The following is a 20038-nucleotide window of genomic DNA, read 5'->3' on the forward strand; positions in this document are numbered from 1 at the left end:
TTATCAATTTATGTATTAGCGTTTTTAGCATAATCTTTGTCTGTCTTGGGTAATAATATGTTCTATTATGTTTGTATAAACAAGAGCTTAAAATTTGCTTAAAAAATACGTTCTTTATTTATATTTCCCATCAATTGTAGAGATTTTACCCTTGCCTTTTCGTGAAAAAAGCGCTGTCATTAGCGAACTTTTTCCAAATTAGCTGATGGACATGTCTAATTTAAACACAACACATCATTTTGATGTGATTATTGTGGGAAGTGGCGGTGCAGGCCTGAGCTTGGCCTTATCGTTGCCTCAACATTTCAATATTGCTGTTCTTGCAAAATCAAACCTGACCGATGCAAGTACCTTCTATGCACAAGGTGGCGTTGCCGCTGTTTTAGATGAAACGGATTCCATCGAACAGCACATTGATGACACCATGATTGCGGGCGCTCACTTGTGTGAGACCGAAGCCGTAAAGCAAACCGTTGAAGGCGGTAAACCTTCTGTTGATTTTCTACTGAAACACGGCGTGCAGTTTACCCTTGATGATCAAGAACAATTGCATCTAACACGTGAAGGTGGACATTCTCAACGCCGTATTATTCATGCCGCAGATGCTACAGGTCGTGCCATTTCAACCACCTTAGTTGAGCGTGCGATTGAAAAAGACAACATCACCATTTTTGAGAATTACATCGCCATCGATTTAATTACCTCTCAAAAACTGGGCTTGGAAGAACAAAATCGTGCATTAGGACTCTATGCACTCGATGAAAAGACTGAAAAAGTACATACCTTTTTAGCCCCTTTTACCGCGCTGGCGTGTGGCGGTGCCATGAAAGCCTATCTGTATACCTCGAACCCAGACATTGCAACGGGCGATGGTATTGCCATGGCGTTTCGTGCGGGTTGCCGCGTGGCCAATATGGAATTTAACCAATTCCACCCAACCTGTTTATACCACCCGCAAGCACGCTCTTTCCTCATTACTGAAGCAATGCGTGGTGAAGGTGCTTATTTACGTTTACCCGATGGCGAACGCTTTATGTTGCGCTTTGATGAACGCGCAGAACTTGCCCCACGTGACATTGTGGCGCGAGCTATTGACTATGAAATCAAACGCTTAGGAATTCGTCACGTATGGCTCGACATTAGCCATAAGCCCGAAAGTTTTATTAAAGAACATTTCCCAACCTTATACGCACGCTTACTTGAACTCGGCATCGACATTACCAAGGAAATGATTCCTGTTGTTCCTGCTGCGCACTATACCTGTGGCGGTGTGGTGGTTGATGAACATAGTCAAACTGACATTGCAGGTCTCTATGCGATTGGGGAAACCTCGTACACAGGTTTGCATGGCGCTAACCGTATGGCCAGTAACTCACTGTTAGAGTGTTTTGTGTATGGCATGAGTGCAGCAGAGCACATCGAAAAAAGTTTTGATTCTAATTACCAATCTCCAACTGCTCCGTCTTGGGATGACTCGCAAGTGATGAATCCTGATGAAGATGTGGTGATTTTGCAGAACTGGGATGAACTCCGTCAAACCATGTGGAACTACGTCGGCATTGTGCGTACTACGAAACGTCTTGAACGTGCGCTACACCGCATTGAAATGTTGAAGCGAGAAATTACCGAGTATTACCAAGATTACCAAGTCAGCAAAAATCTGATTGAACTGCGTAATTTGGTTTTAGTCTCTGAAATGATCGTGCGTTGTGCTATGGAGCGTAAAGAATCACGTGGGCTACATTACACTTTAGACTACCCTGAACTGTCGAATGAACTGCGTAAAACCGTACTCACCCCTTTAAATTTTAAAGTTGAAACCCCTTTAGTGAATAACTAATTTAAAAAAAGCCTGATTCGTCAGGCTTTTTTATTCAGACATTTTTTAGGATTTGGGTGGAATAGAATAAGTTCCCACCACATGTGCAATGGGTTCATCCTTACCCACTGAATACAACCACACATCCCCAACCACCAATGCTTTGCCAACTTTCATTAACTTACATTCACCGCGGATATTTGTTGAAGCTGCAGGTTTACTTAGAAAGTTGACCGATAAATTGGTGGTCACGGTTAAACCGACCAGCCCAATTTCCCCTAAAATGGCGATATACAATGCATAGTCTGCAAGAGTCATCATGGTTGAGCCTGAAACCGTTCCACCCGGTCTCAAATCGCGCTCATCGACCTGATATACAACTGTTGCTGCGCGCTCAGTGACAGATTCGATACGACATTTTTCTAAACTTTGCGGAAATTCCTTTTCTAAAAAAGCCACAATCTCAGTTAAGTTACTTTTCATTTTTCCTTCAACATACAGTCCTTTGTCACTGACTATAAAAGAAAAATGCATTTCACTACAGTCTGAAATAACTTTTCAGGCTTATTTTTAGTTTAAGTATTGCAACGCTTGTGCAAAAACCTGCTCGGGTGACTGTGTTGCATCCAAGCGTTTAACCCGCTCAGGATATTGTTCCCATAACTGCTGATAACCTGCTCTAACTTTTTCAAAGAAAGTGACTTTTTCTTGTTCAAAACGGTCCAAAGCTCCCCTTTCCCGCGCACGAGACATGCCTGTCTCAATCGGGGCATCGAGCCAAAATGTAATATTTGGCATATGGCTGACAAAATTTTCATTCAGCAGTTGCAGCTTCGACTGGCTTAAACCACGTCCTGCACATTGATAAGCAAAGCTGGCATCGGTAAAACGGTCACACAATACAGTTTTATATTCCGTTAAAGCAGGCATGATCACTTGTTGTAAATGCTGTGCGCGAGCCGCGTACATCAGTAGCAGTTCAGTATCATTCGACATCGACTCTTCATGATTGACAGACAATAGTAGCGAACGAATTTGCTCAGCCATCGGTGTACCACCTGGCTCACGCGTTAAAACAACCTGCTGACCTTGTTGTTCTAGATGCTCATAAATTTTGCGAATCAGTGTGGTTTTACCGACACCTTCTGTGCCCTCAAAACTAATAAACATCTATTCATCCTTCTTGGTTTTTAAAACACTGAGATACTCTTTTACAGCTTGGTTGTGCTGCTCTAAAGTCTCACTAAATGTGTGCCCACCATTGCCCGTTGCAACAAAGTAGATGTTTTTACTGTTATCTGGGTGCATGGTAGCTTCAATGGCTTTTTTACTTGGTAAAGCAATTGGCGTAGGAGGTAAACCATTGATGGTATAAGTATTATAGGCCGTTGGAGTACGCAAGTCTTGGCGGGTAATATTGCCTGTATATTTATCGCCCATGCCATAAATCACGGTCGGATCCGTTTGCAAACGCATGCCGAGTTGAAGACGACGCGCAAACACACCTGAAACTTGCTCCAGTTCGCGGTCAACATTGGTTTCTTTTTCAATGATAGAGGCCATGATCAGGGCTTCATATTTGTCTTTATACGGCAAATTTGCCGCACGGTTTGCCCACGCTTCATCTAAAGCTTTCATTTGGCGTTTGTATAAATCCGTTAAGATTTTTTTGTCTGACTCCCCTTTGGCGAAGAAGTAAGTATCGGGGGCAAAAAGTCCTTCAGCATGCGTATACGGAATATCTAATGCTTTTAAAAGCTGATCCATGGGTAAATTGGAGACTTCCTTTTTAACCAATGCATCCTTTTTCAACGCCTCGATCAGCTGTTTAAAGGTCGTCCCCTCAATCACCAATATACGGTTCATCTCGGCATTATCGACATTGGAAATCATATCCAAAACTTGGCGAATGCTCATACCTTCACGCACTTCGTAAACACCGGCTTTCAACGTGTCATGAATAAATATTTTTTGGTAAAGCTTTAAAATAATAGGAAAACTAGCCATGTCTTCTTTGGCTAAGCGGTCAATAAAACCGGAATAGGTATCGCCAGAGTTAATTGCCAATAACTGCTTTTTACCCTCAACAGGATAGGATTTAAATAAACTCGACCACAGTACAATCATCAATAAAACAATGATGCTCACAGCAATCAATAACACCCCTTTCATTTTGCGTTGGGGTGGTTGCGTTTTCTTTTTCGACTTGGTTTTGGCTGCGGACATACTACTGCATCTGATTAAGTTGAAGACGATGGAACAAATCTATACACGGCTGAACATCTAAATGCTGATGATTCAAACTTTTGGCTATTTTCATAGGACTCAAGGCATTGCAGAAAAATAAACTTTGAAAGCGTGGAATCTCTTCCATATCAATCATTCTCAGCTCACAGCTAATCCCTTGTTGCTGCATCCGTGCCAATATTTCGGCACGCATGACACCGTGCACGCCATTATAACGAAGTTCGGGACTAATCCATCGATCATTTAGCAGAATGAAACAATTACTACTCACACCTTCAACGACAGAACCTTGCACATCTGTGACCAAAGCTTCCAACCAACCGTGCTGTTCTGCTTCATGCTTGAGTAAGACTTGCTCTAAACGGTTTAAGCTTTTCACACCCACCATTTGCGGCATACTTAACCCCATCGCATGTTGCAGTATCCCTGAATCAATTTCGCTGTATGTAAAAGCCTCTGATGCTTGCGGATAGAAAAAAATCCAAACGTCAGCAGGCTGTGTGGGCAAACTATAACCGCGCTGCCCTTCACCCCGACTAATAATAATTTTCAGCGTGCCGTTTAAGTGTGCATGGGTTTGCTTTAATTGCACGATGCTGTGCTGAATAAAGGCTAAATCTGCTGACAACAACAGTCTTTCACAGGCCAATTTCAAGCGCGCTATGTGTAGAGGCTCTAGTTCGATCACACCCTCACGGATACGCGCTGTACTAAAACAACCATCTCCATAGTGAAATGCACGATCTAATAATTCTATTTGTTTGATTTCTTGTGCATTTTTATAGCAATGCATGCCAATCTACCCTGAAACAATTTTCTGCTTTAGTTTAATGAATTCTAGGCAGAACTCTTTTTCTTTTTTATTCATATAAAATTCATTTTTTATTATTTTTTTAGCAATAAGACTCGCAGTATTCTTGCCTCATGTTTAAAAACGTTTAAAATTTGAGGTCTCACATGAGCTTATCTAAGTTAAAAATTGGGGTACTAGCAGCGCTAGTTTCAGTCACATCTTTTGGTGTTGCAGCAAAAGATTTCCTTAACGTGTCGTATGATCCAACACGCGAACTCTATGAAGACGTCAACAAACAGTTTGGCGCTTATTGGAAACAACGCACAGGACAAGACATCAACTTTAAACAGTCTCACGGCGGCTCGGGTAAACAAGCTCGTTCAGTGATTGATGGTTTAGGTGCAGATGTTGTGACACTTGCACTTGCAGCAGATATCGATGTGATTGCTGAAAAAGCAAAACTTTTACCGACCAACTGGCAAAAGAAATTACCCAATAACTCGACACCATATACTTCAACTCTCGTGTTCCTCGTCCGTAAAGGTAACCCTCAAGGCATTAAAGACTGGGGTGACCTCGTTAAGCCGGGTGTTGGCATTATTACACCAAATCCAAAAACATCAGGTGGTGCACGCTGGAACTACTTAGCAGCTTGGGCTTGGGCGAAACATCAACCTGCGGGTAACGATGCAAAAGCACAAGAATTCGTGCGTAAAATTTATAAAAATACCAAAGTACTGGATTCAGGTGCACGTGGCGCAACCACAACTTTTGCTGAACGCGGTATCGGTGATGTTCTCTTAGCATGGGAAAACGAAGCGCACTTAGCAATCCGTGAACAACCGGGTAAGTTTGAAATCGTGACGCCTTCGCTATCTATTTTGGCAGAACCACCCGTTGCCATTGTTGAAAAAAATGCGGAAAAAGACGGCAATCTGAATCTGGCGAAAGCATATCTCAACTATTTATATTCACCTGCTGGACAGGAAATTGCGGCGAAAAACTTCTATCGCCCACGTAATGCAACTGTCTTGAAAAAATATGCAGCCACATTCAAACCGTTGAAGTTGGTGACCATTGATAAAGAATTTGGTGGTTGGACCAAGGTACAAAAACAGCACTTTGAAAATGGTGGTGTATTTGACCAAATTGTGAAAGCCAATACGACGAAATAAAACCGAGTCCAGTAAATAGCTGTAAGGGAGCATCGACATGATTCATACTGTAATTGTACCGGGCGTGGGTGGGAGTGAACATGACCACTGGCAATCGTGGTTACAACGTCAGCTCAAGTCATGCTCTCGTGTACAGCAGCAGGATTGGAATAAACCCGTACTCCATGAGTGGATTGAACAATTTGTCAAAACGGTTCAAGCCATTCAGGAACCGATTCAAATTGTGGCGCACAGTTTTGGCTGTCTAACGACAGTCGCTGCTTTAGCACAGCATCCTGAACTAAATCAAAAAATCAAAAATTTAGTTCTGGTTGCACCAGCTAACCCTGCTCGCTTTGGTGATGCTGGCTTTGCTCGTGATAGCCAAAATGACTATCAACAATATTTCCACCAACTCAAGCTGCAAGTTCCCACCCAAATGATCATCAGTGAAAATGATCCTTGGCTTAATTTTCAAGATGCGCTGCAACTGGCAAAAGCATGGAAAATTAGGCCTAAGAACTTGGGGCAAGTCGGACATATTAATGTTGCGTCAGGTTTTGGACCATTCCCTGAAATTTATGATTTTTTGATTTCAGAAAGTGTGCTAAAAAACATTAGTTTTTACAATGAAAGCAAGTATTTATTTAAATTTGCAATTTAAACGCTGTAAATGATACTTGTGCCGAAATTCAGTTTTATTTGAGCTGACTCTTTTTAGGTCAGCTTTCTCTCTTTGAGGAGTAATCATGTCGCAGCGATCCCGAGTGCTGCCAGGATTTGGTCTTTCTCTAGGCTTTACCCTAGCATATTTGTCATTAATCGTTCTTATTCCATTGTCCGCTGTTTTCATTAAATCTTTAGGCATTGGTTGGGATGGTTTATGGGAAATTTTAAGTTCAGAACGTATTTTAAAATCTTTGCAGCTCAGTTTTAGTACAGCCCTGATCGCCGCGTTTATTAATGTGGTTTTTGGTCTCCTTCTAGCGTGGTGTCTGGTTCGTTATCGTTTTCCGGGTAAACGCATTGTAGATGCCTTGGTCGACTTGCCGTTTGCCTTACCCACCGCGGTTGCAGGTATTGCACTCACCTCGCTTTATGCGCCTACAGGTTGGATCGGTCAGTATCTTGAGCCTTTAGGGATTCAAGTGGCCTATACCCCAATTGGTATTACATTGGCACTGATTTTTATTGGTATTCCTTTTGTGGTGCGGACTGTGCAACCTGTTCTCAGTGACTTGGAAACAGAGTTAGAAGAAGCAGCATCAGCATTAGGTGCCAACCGTTTACAGATTGTGACCAAAGTGATTTTACCGATTTTATTTCCAGCACTCATCACCGGTTTCGCACTTGCCTTTGCACGCGGCGTCGGTGAATACGGTTCAGTGATCTTTATTGCCGGGAACCAACCGTTTAAAACAGAAATTGCACCGCTCATGATTATTTCGCGCCTAGAAGAATATGACTATGCAGGTGCAACCACGATTGCAGTCGTCATGTTGGTACTGTCTTTTGCCATTTTATTCCTGATTAACTTGTTACAAGCATGGGCAAGCCGTCGTACAGGGAGAACAGCACGATGAATATCAACAGTAATGCGCTTGCTGAAAAGCTACAATCGCGTGATGCAACACGTGAGCCAACTTGGGTTCGCTACACCCTGATTACGATTGCTCTGCTGTTCTTTTTGAGCTGTTTGATCTTACCGCTGATTTTGGTGTTCGTTGAGGCCTTTAAACAAGGGGTCGGTGTCTATGCACAAGCCTTGGTTCATCCAGACACGCTCTCCGCAGTCAAACTCACTTTATTAACCGCGGTGATTGCAGTTCCACTAAATGTGGTATTTGGTGTTGCAGCAGCTTGGTGTGTGGCCAAATTTAACTTCCGTGGTAAATCCATCTTAACCACAATTATTGATATGCCATTTTCAGTATCCCCTGTTATCGCGGGCTTAATGCTGGTACTGATTTTTGGTACGCAAGGTTGGTTTGGTAGTTGGCTCATGGATAACGACATCAAAATTTTGTATGCCGTTCCTGCCATTGTATTAGCAACGATCTTTATCACCGTTCCTTTTGTTGCACGTGAACTTATTCCGCTCATGGAAGCTCAAGGTACGGAAGAAGAAGAAGCTGCTATTGTACTGGGTGCATCAGGCTGGCAAACCTTCTGGAAAGTAACCCTACCCAACATCAAATGGGGTTTAATTTACGGCGTCATTCTGTGTAATGCACGTGCAATGGGTGAATTTGGTGCGGTATCGGTCGTTTCAGGTCATATTCGTGGTGAAACCAATACTTTGCCTTTACATGTCGAAATTCTCTATAACGAATATACCTTCAGTGCGGCTTTTGCTGTGTCTTCCCTCTTGGCGCTTTTAGCGATTGTGACTCTAGTTTTAAAAACATGGGTTGAGATTCGCCAAGAAAAGCAAAACAAACATAATAATTCAACAATTTAAAGGAATGACCTCATGAGTATTCAAGTTAAAAATATTGAAAAACACTTTGGTGCGTTCCATGCGCTGAATAACATTTCTCTCGATTTTCCTGATGGTCAATTGGTTGCATTACTCGGCCCATCAGGCTGTGGTAAAACCACCCTGCTTCGTATTATTGCGGGACTTGAGTCCGCAGATGGCGGTCAAGTCATCTTGGAAGGTGAAGATGCAACCAATGTACACGTACGTGAACGTGAAGTTGGCTTTGTATTTCAGCACTATGCCTTGTTTCGCCATATGACCGTATTTGACAATATCGCCTTTGGTCTCCGCGTTCGCCCACGTGCAACACGCCCATCTGAAGCTGAGATTAAAAAACGTGTCACGCGTTTACTGGACTTAGTCCAATTGGGGTTCTTGGCAGATCGTTACCCAGCTCAACTTTCTGGCGGTCAACGTCAACGTATTGCACTGGCACGTGCTTTGGCAGTTGAACCACGCGTACTGTTACTAGATGAACCTTTTGGTGCTTTGGATGCAAAAGTACGTAAAGAGCTCCGTCGTTGGTTACGTACTTTGCATGATGAACTTCATATCACCTCTATCTTTGTAACGCATGACCAAGAAGAAGCTTTAGAAGTCGCGGATCAAATCATTGTGATGAATAAAGGGAATGTTGAGCAAATTGGATCACCCCGCGAGGTTTATGAAAAGCCAGCAACGCCATTTGTGTTTGACTTCTTAGGTCAAGCGAACCGTTTCGAAGGCCAAAATAACGCAGGGACGATCCAAATTGGTGAAGACCGTATTCAATTAGATTCTTTACGTAATGCACCTTCGGGCGACGTGATTGCCTTTGCCCGTCCAGATGAATTAAGGATCCATGCACAGCCGCAAGACAATGCCATCCAAGCAACGTTCGTTCGAGAATTATGGATCGCGGGCAAAGTGGTTGCAGAGCTCCATGATCGCCAAGGCAAACTGATTGAAATCTCACTGACTTCTGAAGAAGCAAAATTACACCAATTTAGACCTAATCAAACGGTATGGTTAAGCCCATCAAACTTGCATTTATTTGCAAAACCTGCGGCTTAAGACCAATTGAATGGGGCATGTTGAATGCCTCATTCATCATAAAAGAGATCCAAAACTATGAACTTTCAACAACTCAGAATTATTCGAGAAACGGTGAGACAAAACTTCAACCTCACCGAAGCCTCTGCTGCACTATATACCTCTCAGTCAGGCGTCAGTAAGCACATCAAAGACCTAGAAGATGAATTAGGCGTACAGCTTTTTATTCGTAAAGGGAAACGCTTACTGGGTTTAACTGAACCAGGTCAAGCACTACTGGGCATTGTTGAACGCATGTTGGTCGACGCAGACAATATTAAACGTCTTGCAGATGATTTTAACCGTGTCGATGAAGGCACTTTGACGATTGCAACTACACATACGCAAGCGCGTTATGTGCTACCGCCGATTGTTAATCAATTCAAAAAAGAGTTTCCAAAGGTTCATCTTATTTTGCAGCAAGCCAGCCCTATTGAAATTACCGAAATGCTTCTACAAGGTGAAGCTGATATTGGTATTGCAACTGAGTCACTCACCACTGAGGACAATCTGGCTAGCGTGCCGTTCTATAATTGGCAGCACAGTATTATTACCCCGCAAAATCACCCACTGGCAAGCAAACAAAATATTAGTATTGCAGACTTGGCGGAATATCCACTGATTACCTATCACGGCGGTTTCACAGGCCGTTCAAAAATTGACAAAGCTTTTGAAGATGCAGGTGTAGATGTCGACATCGTAATGTCTGCTTTAGATGCCGATGTGATTAAAACCTATGTTGAGCTTAATATGGGTGTTGGTATTGTCAATAATGTGGCCTATGACGTTGAGCGTGACTACCGTTTAAAACAAATTCCAACTGATATTTTTGGGCTAAACACCACATGGATTGCGGTTCGCAAAGGACATTTACTACGTGGCTATGGCTATGAGTTTATTTCTTTATGTGCACCAAATGCCGATATTAAAGCTTTAAAACGTATAGCCTATCCCGAAGAATAAAACCGCAATACATAAGAGAGCCTAGGCTCTCTTTTTTGATCTTTAGCAAAACTCTTGCTTATTCTATACACCTAGAAATAATCAAAATAATGATTTTAATTCATAAGAAAAATGAATAAAATATAATCAAAAATAAAAAACTTAATTTGATTTTAAACACGATTCTATAATTTAGACCAAGGACGCAACATGAAATTTCACATTTTTGTCGGATTGCTGTATGTCCTGCCGCTAAGTTATGCCTCTGCCGCAGCTTTAGAACGTAGCGCTCAATCGGTACATGCATTATTTGAAAAAGGTAATTATGCGGAAGTTGCTTTGCTCCAAGTAGATCCCAATATTTCAGGTCAGGTCCAGCATCAACAAAATATTGCGGAATTAGGCGTTCAAGATTTTTCAACAGGCAATTTAGTCAATCATCAACACTTCATCCAAGCTGCATTAAAATTACAACCCCATCCACAAATTTCTGTGGCGTTATTATTTGACCAACCTTATTTTGTTGATGTGGATTATCACTATAGTCCTATTCTTTCAGGTGAACCCTTACCTATAGAAAATGCAGATATTAAGTTTGACTCAAGAAATATCACAGCGCTAATCGGCTACCAACCCACACAACATTGGAACCTCTTTACAGGTCTAAGTTACCAGTCATTTTCAGGTGATCTGAAAATTGGTACACAAGTTGACTATACCTTTTTTGATTATCACGCACATTTTCCCAAAGATCATGCGTGGGGTTGGTTAGCAGGTCTAAGCTACCAAATCCCTGAATATGCATTTAATACAGCAATCACTTATCGCTCTAAAATCAAACACAGGACCAATGCAAGCGAAAGTATTTGGGGATTTCCTTTAGAGATTGCACCACAACAAGCAACGGAAATTCAGACCCCAGAATCGGTGAATTTAGATTTTCACACCGGTTTACCTGCACAAAATTTTCTGTACGGATCATTGCGATGGGTCAATTGGCAAGATTTTAAAATTCAACCCACTCAATTTGCTGCAATTCTGCAATCTGAAGGACTAGGTAATCAGTTCAACCTGATTGATTACCAAAAAAATCAATGGTCGACCCGTTTGGGGGTTGCCCATCAATGGTCATCCAAATGGATCACTGCGGTGGAAGGATTGTGGGATTCTGGTGCGGGTAATCCTGCCTCAAGCTTAAACCCTGTAGACGGCTATGTTGGTGTGGGTACGGGCGCGGTTTATCACTTCACCCCCAAAACGTTTATGATTGCGGGTCTGCATTATTTGCACTTTACTAAGCCAGACACGGTACAACCACAGTCATTCATCACGCAAATTTCAAGTTTTTCTTCACTCGAACAACGTGAGGCTTGGGTTTATCACTTGAAATTAGCACACCGCTTTTAAAACACAAAAAACGAGCCGAAACTCGTTTTTTTGTTCATTCAAACACTGACTTGAATTACCAATGGTAGCTCACACCCACTTTAGCCACTGGCATCCACTCATACTTACTTTTGTTTTCAATATCACGTTGCTCTTTTTCAACAGCACTTTTTAATGTATTACCCTTGTGACCAATGATTTGATCATCACCAGATGTTTTTAAGCTAACTGTTGGATTGCCTGTATAATAAGCACCTACCTCACCAAATAAACCAATATTTTTATATACTGGTGCATTTAAACCAAAGCCTAAATATGGTGAGATATTATTATCGTAGTTCATCGTACCATCAATTTTGGCGCTTTGAGTAGAATTTGTAGTGAATCGTTCACCATTCACTTTTACTAAACTATTGCTACCAACATTTTTAGTCAAACCATATTCATTATCCAAGTAAGCAACACCAGCAGCGACATAAACGCCTTGAGCCCAACGGTTAGCACTTGCACCCCACGGACGGATCTCAGCATTTAAATAGGTCAAGTTATTGTCCATGTCTAAGTCATACTTTGAGCCATTGACTGATAAATCATCCGACCAAGAAATATCACCACCGTTATAACCCAGCGCTAAGCCCACATATGGGTTTGCAGTCCAAAGTAAGGCACCGCCATAACCTGTTGTACCGACTTCAGCACGTACGCCTGTTGGAATGAGTTGGTTACGATCAAACGCATAACCATCTTGTACCACAGCTGTATCTGCCATTGCAGAACCTGTAGCTGCTGCCAATACCGAAGCGGCTAGAATTGTATGTAAAGTTTTCATTGGGTTTCTCCTCAAACTAAAGCTTTTTGATGAATTTTCATTCGTTCGTTTTTCATGTGAAATATTATAGAGCATAATGCGTTCAGTATCTATGCAAGATGTGCTAGGTTTATGTTATTTTTTGATACAAATTTATTTTTATTGTTTATTGCAAAAGCTTTTATTTTCAAAACTTCAACAATTTAGCGCTCAACTTGACTTGCTTTATCTAGCCAAGGATAAACTCCAAGTTGTTCTAAATTTTATCTATTCCTGTCTCAATATAGTGTAAAATCAGGAAAATTTTTTTCTGGTAAGAACATCGATGTCGCAGCTTTCAACAATTATTGAACAAGCATTTGAAGACCGTGCTAATTTTACAGCAGCAGATTGCCCTGCTGAAATTCGCCAAGCAGTTGAACAAGCAATTGCAGGTTTAGATAACGGCACATTGCGCGTTGCTGAAAAAATTAATGGTGAGTGGGTTGTTCATCAATGGGTGAAAAAAGCTGTGCTTTTATCATTCAAACTAAATGACAACAAACCAATTGAGTCATGTGACCTTCAATTCTACGACAAAGTAGATACCAAATTTACAGGTTGGACTGAAGAACAGTTTAAAGCGGCTGGCGTACGTGTTGTTCCTCCTGCGGTTGCACGTAAAGGCTCTTTCCAAGCGAAAAACGTGGTGTTAATGCCTTCTTATGTCAACATTGGTGCATATGTTGACGAAGGCACCATGGTTGACACATGGGCAACTGTTGGTTCATGTGCTCAAATTGGTAAAAACGTTCACTTATCTGGTGGTGTAGGAATTGGTGGTGTTCTTGAGCCACTTCAAGCAAACCCAACGATTATTGAAGACAACTGCTTCATCGGTGCACGTTCTGAAATCGTAGAAGGCGTGATCGTAGAAGAAGGTTCTGTGATTTCGATGGGCGTGTTCATTGGTCAATCGACTAAGATTTTTGACCGTGCAACTGGCGAAATTCACTATGGTCGTGTACCAGCAGGTTCTGTTGTAGTTGCAGGTAGCTTACCTTCTAAATGCGGTACTTACAGCCTGTATGCTGCAATCATCGTGAAAAAAGTAGATGCACAAACACGTTCTAAAACGAGCTTGAACGATTTACTACGCGACGAATAATTTTTCGTTGTCGTGCGGAACTCAAGTTCCTCATCTCTACGGTTAAGACTAGCCGTAGAGATTTTTGTTTTTCTAACCTGTGGTTTAATTTTGCTATGAATACGCTTCGATCTTCTGCTATCCCTGTTTCTGATCCTTCTGCGGGTCTACGTATCACGGAGATCTTTTATTCTTTGCAAGGAGAAGCCAACACCTCAGGACTGCCAACAGTTTTTATTCGTTTAACGGGTTGTCCACTACGTTGTACCTACTGCGATACGACCTACTCGTTTGAAGGTGGCGAACGTCAATCTTTAGATCAGATTATTCAAACCACGCTTGATTTTAAAACCCCTTATGTCTGTGTGACAGGTGGTGAACCTCTTGCACAGCCCAATGCGTTGCCTTTAATGCAACGTCTTGCTGACCTCGGCTGTGCAGTCTCTTTAGAAACCAGTGGCGCTTTAGATGTGTCTAAGGTTGACCCACGTGTTTCAAAAGTATTAGATTTGAAAACCCCAACTTCAGGTGAAGTTGCACGAAATTTGCTTTCGAATCTCGACCATTTAACCCAGCACGATCAAATCAAGTTTGTAATTTGTAACCGTGAGGATTATGAGTGGTCAAAACAGCAAGTTGAAAACTATAAACTCAATGAAAAAGTCAGCACAGTATGGTTCTCTCCTGCTTTTGCAGTTGAGAAAGGTGCTGCTCGTTTACCTCAACTTGCACGTGACTTAGCGCAATGGATATTAGAAGACCATCTCCCTGTTTGCTTCCAACTCCAACTCCACAAGTTGCTTTGGAATGACGAAACTGGTCGCTAATACATTGCCTATTCATCTTTAATTTATATTTGGAGAAATTTGTATGCGCCCTCGTGCCATAGTTTTGTTATCTGGCGGTTTAGACTCAACAACTTGTTTAGCATGGGCGCAAGCACAGTATGACTGTACAGCGCTGAGCTTTATGTATGGTCAACGCTCTACCACTGAACTCGATGCCGCACGCGAACTGACAAAAAAAGCAGGCGTAGAACATCGTGTCATTAATATCGATTTAGGTAATTTGGGCGGTTCTGCGTTAACAGACCATAGCATTGATGTTCCAGATCATGAACAAGTCGGTATTCCTGTAACTTATGTTCCAGCACGTAACACGATTTTCTTATCTTATGCCCTAGCAGCAGCAGAAGTTTTAGATGCCGAAGCCATTGTGATTGGTATTAATGCTGTTGATTATTCAGGGTATCCTGACTGTCGACCTGAATTTATTGAGGCATTTGCCAACATGGCTCGCCTTGCAACCAAGGTTGGCGTTGAAGGAAAACCTCTTAAATTTGAAACACCTCTGTTACATTTATCCAAAGCAAATATTATTCGCTTAGGTATAGAACATGGCGTAGACTATAGTCAAACGGTGTCTTGCTACCAAGCAGATGACCAAGGACGTGCTTGTGGGAAATGCGACAGCTGCCGTCTTCGTAAAGAAGGTTTTGCAGATGCTGGCGTAACAGACCCAACGCGTTATATACCGTAACGACAAGGTACAGTTTATGAAAAATTTAAAATCAAACATTTTGCTTTCTACATTGGTGTCTGCAGCTGCATTGTTCGCTACAGCTTCAAATGCTGCTGAATCGAACAAATTACAAGAAGCGTATAAAAGCAGCAATGTAAAATCGGCATTAATTAATGTTTGTAAAGAAGAAACTGCAAAAAGCAAAAAGCTTAGCGCAGCAGAAGTAAGCAAATACTGTACTTGTGCAGTTGAAGCTGATGGTAAGTTGACCAATGCACAAAAATGGGAAATCCAAAGTGCGATCAACCAAAAGAAAAGCCCATCTACTTTAGCTTTTGTACAAAAGCAAAATAAAGACTTGCAAACATGTTTCGGTCCACAGTTAACAGGTAAATTAAAATCTTTAACTGAAGAAGCAATGAAAGCTGCTCCGAAAAAATAATTCACTGTCTTGTCCTGAAATAGATTGACAGTATTCCACTTCAAACCGAGTTAAGCAATTAGCTCGGTTTTAGTTTGCTCATACATCTGATTCGGGGTGTTCATATTTAAACTTAAATGTGGTCTATAGCAATTATAAATCATGATAGATTCCGTAATTAAGTGATCTAACTCCTTCATGGTTTGACATCGTGTAGTTAAAAACTCCTGCTTTAATATTCCATTAATCCGCTCTGCTAATGCATTTTGATATGAGAAACACTGTTTCGCAAGGTATCCATCTGTCATGGAAGGACATATCCCATAATGGTGCAATGCCGATTGATATAGCTCAGAGCAATACTGAGAGCCTCTGTCTGAATGATGAATCATCCTAGTCGCTCGATCCGTCACATGCTGCATCGCCATATGTAGAGCCTGCATAACATTCTCCGCACGCATATCATTCGATAACTTATAACCTTTAATCTGACGGGTATAAGCATCTGTCACCAATGATAAATAATGTACGCCTTCAGCACTCTCAACATAAGTAATATCACTAACAAAGACTTCGTTGGCTTGCACTGCTGAATAATCCTTTAATAAATTTGGATGCTTCTTCATCCAATGCTTGCTATCCGTAGTTTTTGTATAGCGACGCTTGGGGCGAATCAATAAATTATGCTCTTTCAATATTTTAAATAACTGATCCCGTCCACACTTTAAACCACGCTGCAACAATTTGCCTTTAATAAGCCAATACAACTTACGTGTTCCGATACTTGGCATGAGACAACGATATTCCATAACCAACTCAAGTATTTGTTCAGTTGCTTGTGCAGTCATTTGAGCACGTTTTTCTGCTTGATAATAAGCTTGTCGGGTGATTCCCAACCACTGACAATAACGTGAAACGCTTAGTCCTCTTTGGCTTTGCCAATCTTTGAAACGTGCTCGGTATACTTTTTTCCAAGATCAGTCCCACATTCTTTATCAATGTGATAAATCACATCCTGAATAAATTCAGTTTTAAGCTTTTCTGCGGCTAACTGCTTTTCTAATTGGCGGATTCGTTGTTGGGGTGTTAATTGGCGTTTAGAAGAAGGCGGCATATTCGAAGTCCAGTCCTGTTGTCCGTGCTTGCGTAACCATACCAGCACAGTTGATCTTCCTTGAATACCATATTTTGCCTGAGCTTGTTTATAAGTAATTTGCCCTTTTTCTACTTCATGTACAACCATCATTTTAAAGGCAAAGCTATAATCACCTTGTGTACGTTTAACTCTTTGTTCTCGTTCATGTTCCATAAAATAAGCCTCTTAAAGGTGTAAACTTATTTCAGGACGGGACACACTGAATGTGAATGAAGCCTGCTCTATGCAGGCTTTTTTATATGTTCAAAATAGATAGAACCTGAAAATATGCTCACCGAATGGAATACACGCGCCCAAAATCGCAAATTTGTTGCGTCATATAGTGGTGGAAAAGACAGCAGCCTTGCTTTATACCAAGCTATGCAAATGGGTGAACCTGTTGCATTAATTGTCATGTTAGAAGAGCAAGGTCTGAAATCACGCTCACATGGGATGTCTCTCGATATTATTCATGCGCAGGCAAAAGCAATTGGACTTCCCATCTACAGTGCCTCTGCAACGTGGCAAGACTATGAAAACCAGTTCATTCAACTGTTACGAAAAGCTCAAGCTCTTGGAGCAGAAACCTTAGTCACAGGCGATATTGATTTAATGGCACATGCTGAATGGAATCAATCTGTGTGTGATAAAAGTAAGCTCAGTTTATGTATGCCACTATGGCAATGTCCACGTTTAGACATTGTGCATGAGTTTATTCGACTTGGATTTCAAAGCATCATCGTTACTGTCAACTTAAACTTAGGCATGAAAGTTGAAGACTTAGGTCAAGTACTTAGCCTTGAATATGTCGATGAACTTGTTGCAAGAGGCATTGATCCATGCGGCGAAGCGGGTGAATTCCACACCACGGTGATTGATGGCCCAATTTTCAAACATCCACTTTCGGTCGTTAAAGGTGATATTCTGTATCACGAAAATTATGCCTTTTTACCACTTGAATTAGAACAATGCGACATTTAAGGATAGAACATGACTGATACCATCCAACTTCCAAATCAGAACTTTCCAGCCACAACGGGTGAAGTGAACTTAACTGAAGTGCCGACTGAGTGGCTGATTGTGTATTTTTACCCGAAAGATTCAACGCCTGGTTGCACAACTCAAGCCGTTGGTTTTTCATGTTTAAAAGATCAGTTCGATGCCCTACAAACCACAATCATTGGTGTTTCACGTGACTCGGTTAAAGCGCACCAGAATTTTACAGAAAAGCAGGCTTTAACCATTAATTTAATTAGCGACAAAGAAGAAGTGCTGTGTAAACACTTTGATGTGATTAAAGAAAAAAATATGTATGGTAAAAAAGTGATGGGTATTGAGCGCTCAACTTTTATTTTCCATAACGGTAAGCTGGTTAAAGAGTATCGTAAGGTAAAAGCTGCGGGACATGCTGAACAAGTTTTAGAAGACTTAAAAGCATTACAAGCTTAATGTACATAAGCCCGCAGATGCGGGCTTTGTTTTTTTGTGATTTTTTAATTTATAGTTTTTTATTGCACACGCTTTTCATTTCGCAAGCAGTGAAATGGCGATTCCCCACATCACCAGAGCAATGATCGCATCTAGCACATTCCACGCTTTCGGATTTGCAAAAATAGGGATAAGCACACGAGCCCCATAGCCCAAAGCAAAGAAAAACAACCAAGACGCACACACTGCTCCTAGAGCAAAGTACGCAGGTTGCTCAAACTGTGTTGAAATTGAACCCAGTAAAATAACCGTATCTAAATACACATGCGGATTAAGCCAAGTCAGCGCCAAACACAGCAAAACAATATTCACTAGTTGATGCTTTTCAATGGGACTTGCCTCCAAGCCCTGCTGTGATTTGAATGCCCGCAGTGCATGTTGGAATCCATAACAAAACAGGAAAAGTGCCCCTGCCCATTTGGCAAACTGAATAATTTCAGGATAGTGCTGAAGCACTTTTGAAAAACCCGAAACGCCTAAGACAATTAGAATAGAATCCGACAATGCACAGACAAAACATACCCAAAAAACAAACTGCTTTTTAAGCCCCTGTTTTAGCACAAATGCATTTTGAGCCCCAATAGCAATAATAAGGCTCATCCCAACTGCAAGCCCTTGTACATATGTACTTAACATTTTGACTTTTCAACTTAATTGATGATGTCAGGATTATCTTTCATTTTTAGTTAAATTAAGTATTATTTAGAAAATATCAATATAACTAAAATATTTTTAGTTTAAAGTGAGTCCCGATATGCTGAATCATAAACAATGCGACGCATTTTTAGCTGTAGCAGAAACAGGAAGTTTTGACCTTGCTGCTGAACAGCTATGCATTACTGCTTCAGCCGTCACTTTACGCGTACAAAGCCTAGAAAAAAGTTTGGGGCATTTATTAATTGTGCGCGAAAGACCTTGCCGCCCGACACAAGCAGGTCAATCGCTGCTACATTATTTGCAACATAGCCGACTGTTAGAGCAAAGTTTCATTCAGAACCTCACTGGTCATATGAACACCTCTGCTTTTTATCAAATCAACATTGCAACCAATGCCGACTCCTTAGCGACATGGTTGTTGCCCTTGCTACAGTCAACATTAATTGAACAAAAGATCGTGGTGCATTTTCAGGTTGATGACCAATCACAAACCCATCACTTACTTGAAGCCGGTTTGGTGAATGCCTGCGTGACAGATGAATCACAAGCCATGAAAGGCTGTGTAGCCGAATACATTGGCGATATGAACTATCGTTTTGTCGCCACCCCAACTTTTGCACAGCAATGGTTTAAACAAGGCGTTAACCGGGTGTCTCTACGTGCAGCTCCTGCACTGATCTTTAACGCAAAAGATCAACTCCACACCGCGTATATCCAACAAAAGTTTGGCCTCAATCCAACTCAATATCCACATCACTTTATTCCGTCTTCCAGTGCATTTTTTGATGCGGTTACGATGGGACTCGGTTACGGTTGGTTACCCTATTACCAAGCCAAACCGCGTTTGGCGGATGGCTCATTGGTTGAGGTGGATCCTCAACTCAATATCGATTTGCCTTTGTATTGGCATCATTGGAAACAGCAGTCGGTGCAGTTAAATCTGCTAACAGATCTCTTGATTGAACAGGCTCACGCAGCGATGAATTAA

The 20038-nt window shown here is 41.5% G+C and carries 22 protein-coding genes; 15 read left to right on the plus strand and 7 right to left on the minus strand.

The window, feature by feature from the left end:
• Window positions 1–205: 205 nt before the first annotated feature.
• A complete protein-coding gene (gene nadB / locus AC4CUZ_RS15035; RefSeq protein ID WP_125273086.1) occupies window positions 206–1840 on the plus strand; it encodes an L-aspartate oxidase in 1635 nt (544 codons plus the stop codon).
• A gap of 45 nt (window positions 1841–1885) precedes the next feature.
• Here nadB and AC4CUZ_RS15040 read toward each other — a convergent pair whose 3' ends face one another.
• The 4 genes from AC4CUZ_RS15040 to pabC form a co-directional block, all read right to left on the minus strand.
• Window positions 1886–2302: a PaaI family thioesterase gene (locus AC4CUZ_RS15040; RefSeq protein WP_178927858.1), complete on the minus strand. Its 417-nt coding sequence runs from the start codon at window positions 2300–2302 to the stop codon at window positions 1886–1888.
• An 87-nt stretch (window positions 2303–2389) separates the two neighbouring features.
• On the minus strand, window positions 2390–2989 hold the full coding sequence (tmk, locus tag AC4CUZ_RS15045; RefSeq protein ID WP_178927857.1) for a dTMP kinase: 600 nt from the start codon (window positions 2987–2989) through the stop codon (window positions 2390–2392).
• Window positions 2990–3991, minus strand: coding sequence for an endolytic transglycosylase MltG (mltG, locus tag AC4CUZ_RS15050; RefSeq protein WP_371746436.1), 1002 nt, complete (start codon window positions 3989–3991; stop codon window positions 2990–2992). It lies immediately after the preceding gene.
• A gap of 55 nt (window positions 3992–4046) precedes the next feature.
• On the minus strand, window positions 4047–4859 hold the full coding sequence (gene pabC, locus AC4CUZ_RS15055) for an aminodeoxychorismate lyase (RefSeq protein ID WP_490747886.1): 813 nt from the start codon (window positions 4857–4859) through the stop codon (window positions 4047–4049).
• A 164-nt stretch (window positions 4860–5023) separates the two neighbouring features.
• Here pabC and AC4CUZ_RS15060 point away from each other — a divergent pair, with 164 nt between their 5' ends.
• The 7 genes from AC4CUZ_RS15060 to AC4CUZ_RS15090 all read left to right on the plus strand — a co-directional run bounded on the left by AC4CUZ_RS15060 (window position 5024) and on the right by AC4CUZ_RS15090 (window position 11915).
• Entirely contained in the window at window positions 5024–6034 is a 1011-nt protein-coding gene (locus AC4CUZ_RS15060) for a sulfate ABC transporter substrate-binding protein (protein WP_490747887.1), read from the plus strand.
• Between the two features lie 37 nt (window positions 6035–6071).
• Window positions 6072–6677 (plus strand): RBBP9/YdeN family alpha/beta hydrolase, encoded by a 606-nt coding sequence (locus tag AC4CUZ_RS15065; RefSeq protein WP_490747888.1) that lies wholly within the window; start codon window positions 6072–6074, stop codon window positions 6675–6677.
• Window positions 6678–6762: 85 nt separating this feature from the next.
• Window positions 6763–7596: a sulfate ABC transporter permease subunit CysT gene (gene cysT / locus AC4CUZ_RS15070; RefSeq protein WP_004693816.1), complete on the plus strand. Its 834-nt coding sequence runs from the start codon at window positions 6763–6765 to the stop codon at window positions 7594–7596.
• Window positions 7593–8474 (plus strand): sulfate ABC transporter permease subunit CysW, encoded by an 882-nt coding sequence (gene cysW / locus AC4CUZ_RS15075; RefSeq protein ID WP_490747889.1) that lies wholly within the window; start codon window positions 7593–7595, stop codon window positions 8472–8474. Before cysT ends, cysW begins: the two co-directional genes overlap by 4 nt.
• 12 nt (window positions 8475–8486) lie before the next feature.
• The gene (locus tag AC4CUZ_RS15080) at window positions 8487–9548 is read left to right on the plus strand and encodes a sulfate/molybdate ABC transporter ATP-binding protein (protein ID WP_004693820.1); all 1062 of its coding nucleotides are present in this window, start codon (window positions 8487–8489) and stop codon (window positions 9546–9548) included.
• Between the two features lie 57 nt (window positions 9549–9605).
• Window positions 9606–10529, plus strand: a complete 924-nt coding sequence (locus tag AC4CUZ_RS15085; RefSeq protein ID WP_490747890.1) for a CysB family HTH-type transcriptional regulator — start codon at window positions 9606–9608, stop codon at window positions 10527–10529.
• Between the two features lie 189 nt (window positions 10530–10718).
• Window positions 10719–11915, plus strand: a complete 1197-nt coding sequence (locus tag AC4CUZ_RS15090; protein ID WP_490747891.1) for an outer membrane protein transport protein — start codon at window positions 10719–10721, stop codon at window positions 11913–11915.
• Window positions 11916–11970: 55 nt separating this feature from the next.
• Here AC4CUZ_RS15090 and carO read toward each other — a convergent pair whose 3' ends face one another.
• Window positions 11971–12723, minus strand: coding sequence for an ornithine uptake porin CarO (gene carO / locus AC4CUZ_RS15095; protein WP_490747892.1), 753 nt, complete (start codon window positions 12721–12723; stop codon window positions 11971–11973).
• A gap of 304 nt (window positions 12724–13027) precedes the next feature.
• Between carO and dapD the strand changes: the two genes are divergently transcribed.
• From dapD to AC4CUZ_RS15115, 4 genes are all read left to right on the plus strand, one after another.
• A complete protein-coding gene (gene dapD, locus AC4CUZ_RS15100; protein WP_490747893.1) occupies window positions 13028–13849 on the plus strand; it encodes a 2,3,4,5-tetrahydropyridine-2,6-dicarboxylate N-succinyltransferase in 822 nt (273 codons plus the stop codon).
• 95 nt (window positions 13850–13944) lie between these two features.
• On the plus strand, window positions 13945–14655 hold the full coding sequence (queE, locus tag AC4CUZ_RS15105; protein ID WP_151836257.1) for a 7-carboxy-7-deazaguanine synthase QueE: 711 nt from the start codon (window positions 13945–13947) through the stop codon (window positions 14653–14655).
• A 43-nt stretch (window positions 14656–14698) separates the two neighbouring features.
• The gene (queC, locus tag AC4CUZ_RS15110) at window positions 14699–15367 is read left to right on the plus strand and encodes a 7-cyano-7-deazaguanine synthase QueC (RefSeq protein WP_004693831.1); all 669 of its coding nucleotides are present in this window, start codon (window positions 14699–14701) and stop codon (window positions 15365–15367) included.
• A gap of 16 nt (window positions 15368–15383) precedes the next feature.
• The gene (locus tag AC4CUZ_RS15115) at window positions 15384–15791 is read left to right on the plus strand and encodes a hypothetical protein (RefSeq protein ID WP_004693833.1); all 408 of its coding nucleotides are present in this window, start codon (window positions 15384–15386) and stop codon (window positions 15789–15791) included.
• 50 nt (window positions 15792–15841) lie between these two features.
• Here the strand turns inward: AC4CUZ_RS15115 and AC4CUZ_RS15120 are convergent.
• Window positions 15842–17079, minus strand: a protein-coding gene (locus AC4CUZ_RS15120; protein ID WP_115613872.1) for an IS3 family transposase whose coding sequence is annotated in 2 segments (ribosomal slippage) — window positions 15842–16743 and window positions 16743–17079 — 1239 coding nt in all. Because the reading frame shifts where the segments join, the coding sequence is not laid out codon by codon here.
• A gap of 114 nt (window positions 17080–17193) precedes the next feature.
• Here AC4CUZ_RS15120 and AC4CUZ_RS15125 point away from each other — a divergent pair.
• Both AC4CUZ_RS15125 and AC4CUZ_RS15130 read left to right on the plus strand, forming a co-directional pair.
• Complete coding sequence (locus AC4CUZ_RS15125; RefSeq protein WP_004693835.1) at window positions 17194–17886, plus strand: Dph6-related ATP pyrophosphatase; 693 nt, start codon at window positions 17194–17196, stop codon at window positions 17884–17886.
• 9 nt (window positions 17887–17895) lie between these two features.
• On the plus strand, window positions 17896–18354 hold the full coding sequence (locus AC4CUZ_RS15130; protein ID WP_004693838.1) for a peroxiredoxin: 459 nt from the start codon (window positions 17896–17898) through the stop codon (window positions 18352–18354).
• Between the two features lie 75 nt (window positions 18355–18429).
• Here AC4CUZ_RS15130 and AC4CUZ_RS15135 read toward each other — a convergent pair whose 3' ends face one another.
• Complete coding sequence (locus AC4CUZ_RS15135) at window positions 18430–19029, minus strand: LysE/ArgO family amino acid transporter (RefSeq protein ID WP_004693840.1); 600 nt, start codon at window positions 19027–19029, stop codon at window positions 18430–18432.
• 118 nt (window positions 19030–19147) lie between these two features.
• Here AC4CUZ_RS15135 and AC4CUZ_RS15140 point away from each other — a divergent pair, with 118 nt between their 5' ends.
• On the plus strand, window positions 19148–20038 hold the full coding sequence (locus tag AC4CUZ_RS15140) for a LysR family transcriptional regulator ArgP (RefSeq protein ID WP_004693842.1): 891 nt from the start codon (window positions 19148–19150) through the stop codon (window positions 20036–20038).

This window comes from Acinetobacter sp. 789_lipA (genome assembly GCF_058242845.1).

Coding starts and splice junctions, on each gene's coding strand:
- nadB (WP_125273086.1), top strand. CDS start 206: ATGGACATGTCTAATTTAAACACAACACATCATTTTGATGTGATTATT.
- AC4CUZ_RS15040 (WP_178927858.1), bottom strand. CDS start 2,302: ATGAAAAGTAACTTAACTGAGATTGTGGCTTTTTTAGAAAAGGAATTT.
- tmk (WP_178927857.1), bottom strand. CDS start 2,989: ATGTTTATTAGTTTTGAGGGCACAGAAGGTGTCGGTAAAACCACACTG.
- mltG (WP_371746436.1), bottom strand. CDS start 3,991: ATGAAAGGGGTGTTATTGATTGCTGTGAGCATCATTGTTTTATTGATG.
- pabC (WP_490747886.1), bottom strand. CDS start 4,859: ATGCATTGCTATAAAAATGCACAAGAAATCAAACAAATAGAATTATTA.
- AC4CUZ_RS15060 (WP_490747887.1), top strand. CDS start 5,024: ATGAGCTTATCTAAGTTAAAAATTGGGGTACTAGCAGCGCTAGTTTCA.
- AC4CUZ_RS15065 (WP_490747888.1), top strand. CDS start 6,072: ATGATTCATACTGTAATTGTACCGGGCGTGGGTGGGAGTGAACATGAC.
- cysT (WP_004693816.1), top strand. CDS start 6,763: ATGTCGCAGCGATCCCGAGTGCTGCCAGGATTTGGTCTTTCTCTAGGC.
- cysW (WP_490747889.1), top strand. CDS start 7,593: ATGAATATCAACAGTAATGCGCTTGCTGAAAAGCTACAATCGCGTGAT.
- AC4CUZ_RS15080 (WP_004693820.1), top strand. CDS start 8,487: ATGAGTATTCAAGTTAAAAATATTGAAAAACACTTTGGTGCGTTCCAT.
- AC4CUZ_RS15085 (WP_490747890.1), top strand. CDS start 9,606: ATGAACTTTCAACAACTCAGAATTATTCGAGAAACGGTGAGACAAAAC.
- AC4CUZ_RS15090 (WP_490747891.1), top strand. CDS start 10,719: ATGAAATTTCACATTTTTGTCGGATTGCTGTATGTCCTGCCGCTAAGT.
- carO (WP_490747892.1), bottom strand. CDS start 12,723: ATGAAAACTTTACATACAATTCTAGCCGCTTCGGTATTGGCAGCAGCT.
- dapD (WP_490747893.1), top strand. CDS start 13,028: ATGTCGCAGCTTTCAACAATTATTGAACAAGCATTTGAAGACCGTGCT.
- queE (WP_151836257.1), top strand. CDS start 13,945: ATGAATACGCTTCGATCTTCTGCTATCCCTGTTTCTGATCCTTCTGCG.
- queC (WP_004693831.1), top strand. CDS start 14,699: ATGCGCCCTCGTGCCATAGTTTTGTTATCTGGCGGTTTAGACTCAACA.
- AC4CUZ_RS15115 (WP_004693833.1), top strand. CDS start 15,384: ATGAAAAATTTAAAATCAAACATTTTGCTTTCTACATTGGTGTCTGCA.
- AC4CUZ_RS15125 (WP_004693835.1), top strand. CDS start 17,194: ATGCTCACCGAATGGAATACACGCGCCCAAAATCGCAAATTTGTTGCG.
- AC4CUZ_RS15130 (WP_004693838.1), top strand. CDS start 17,896: ATGACTGATACCATCCAACTTCCAAATCAGAACTTTCCAGCCACAACG.
- AC4CUZ_RS15135 (WP_004693840.1), bottom strand. CDS start 19,029: ATGTTAAGTACATATGTACAAGGGCTTGCAGTTGGGATGAGCCTTATT.
- AC4CUZ_RS15140 (WP_004693842.1), top strand. CDS start 19,148: ATGCTGAATCATAAACAATGCGACGCATTTTTAGCTGTAGCAGAAACA.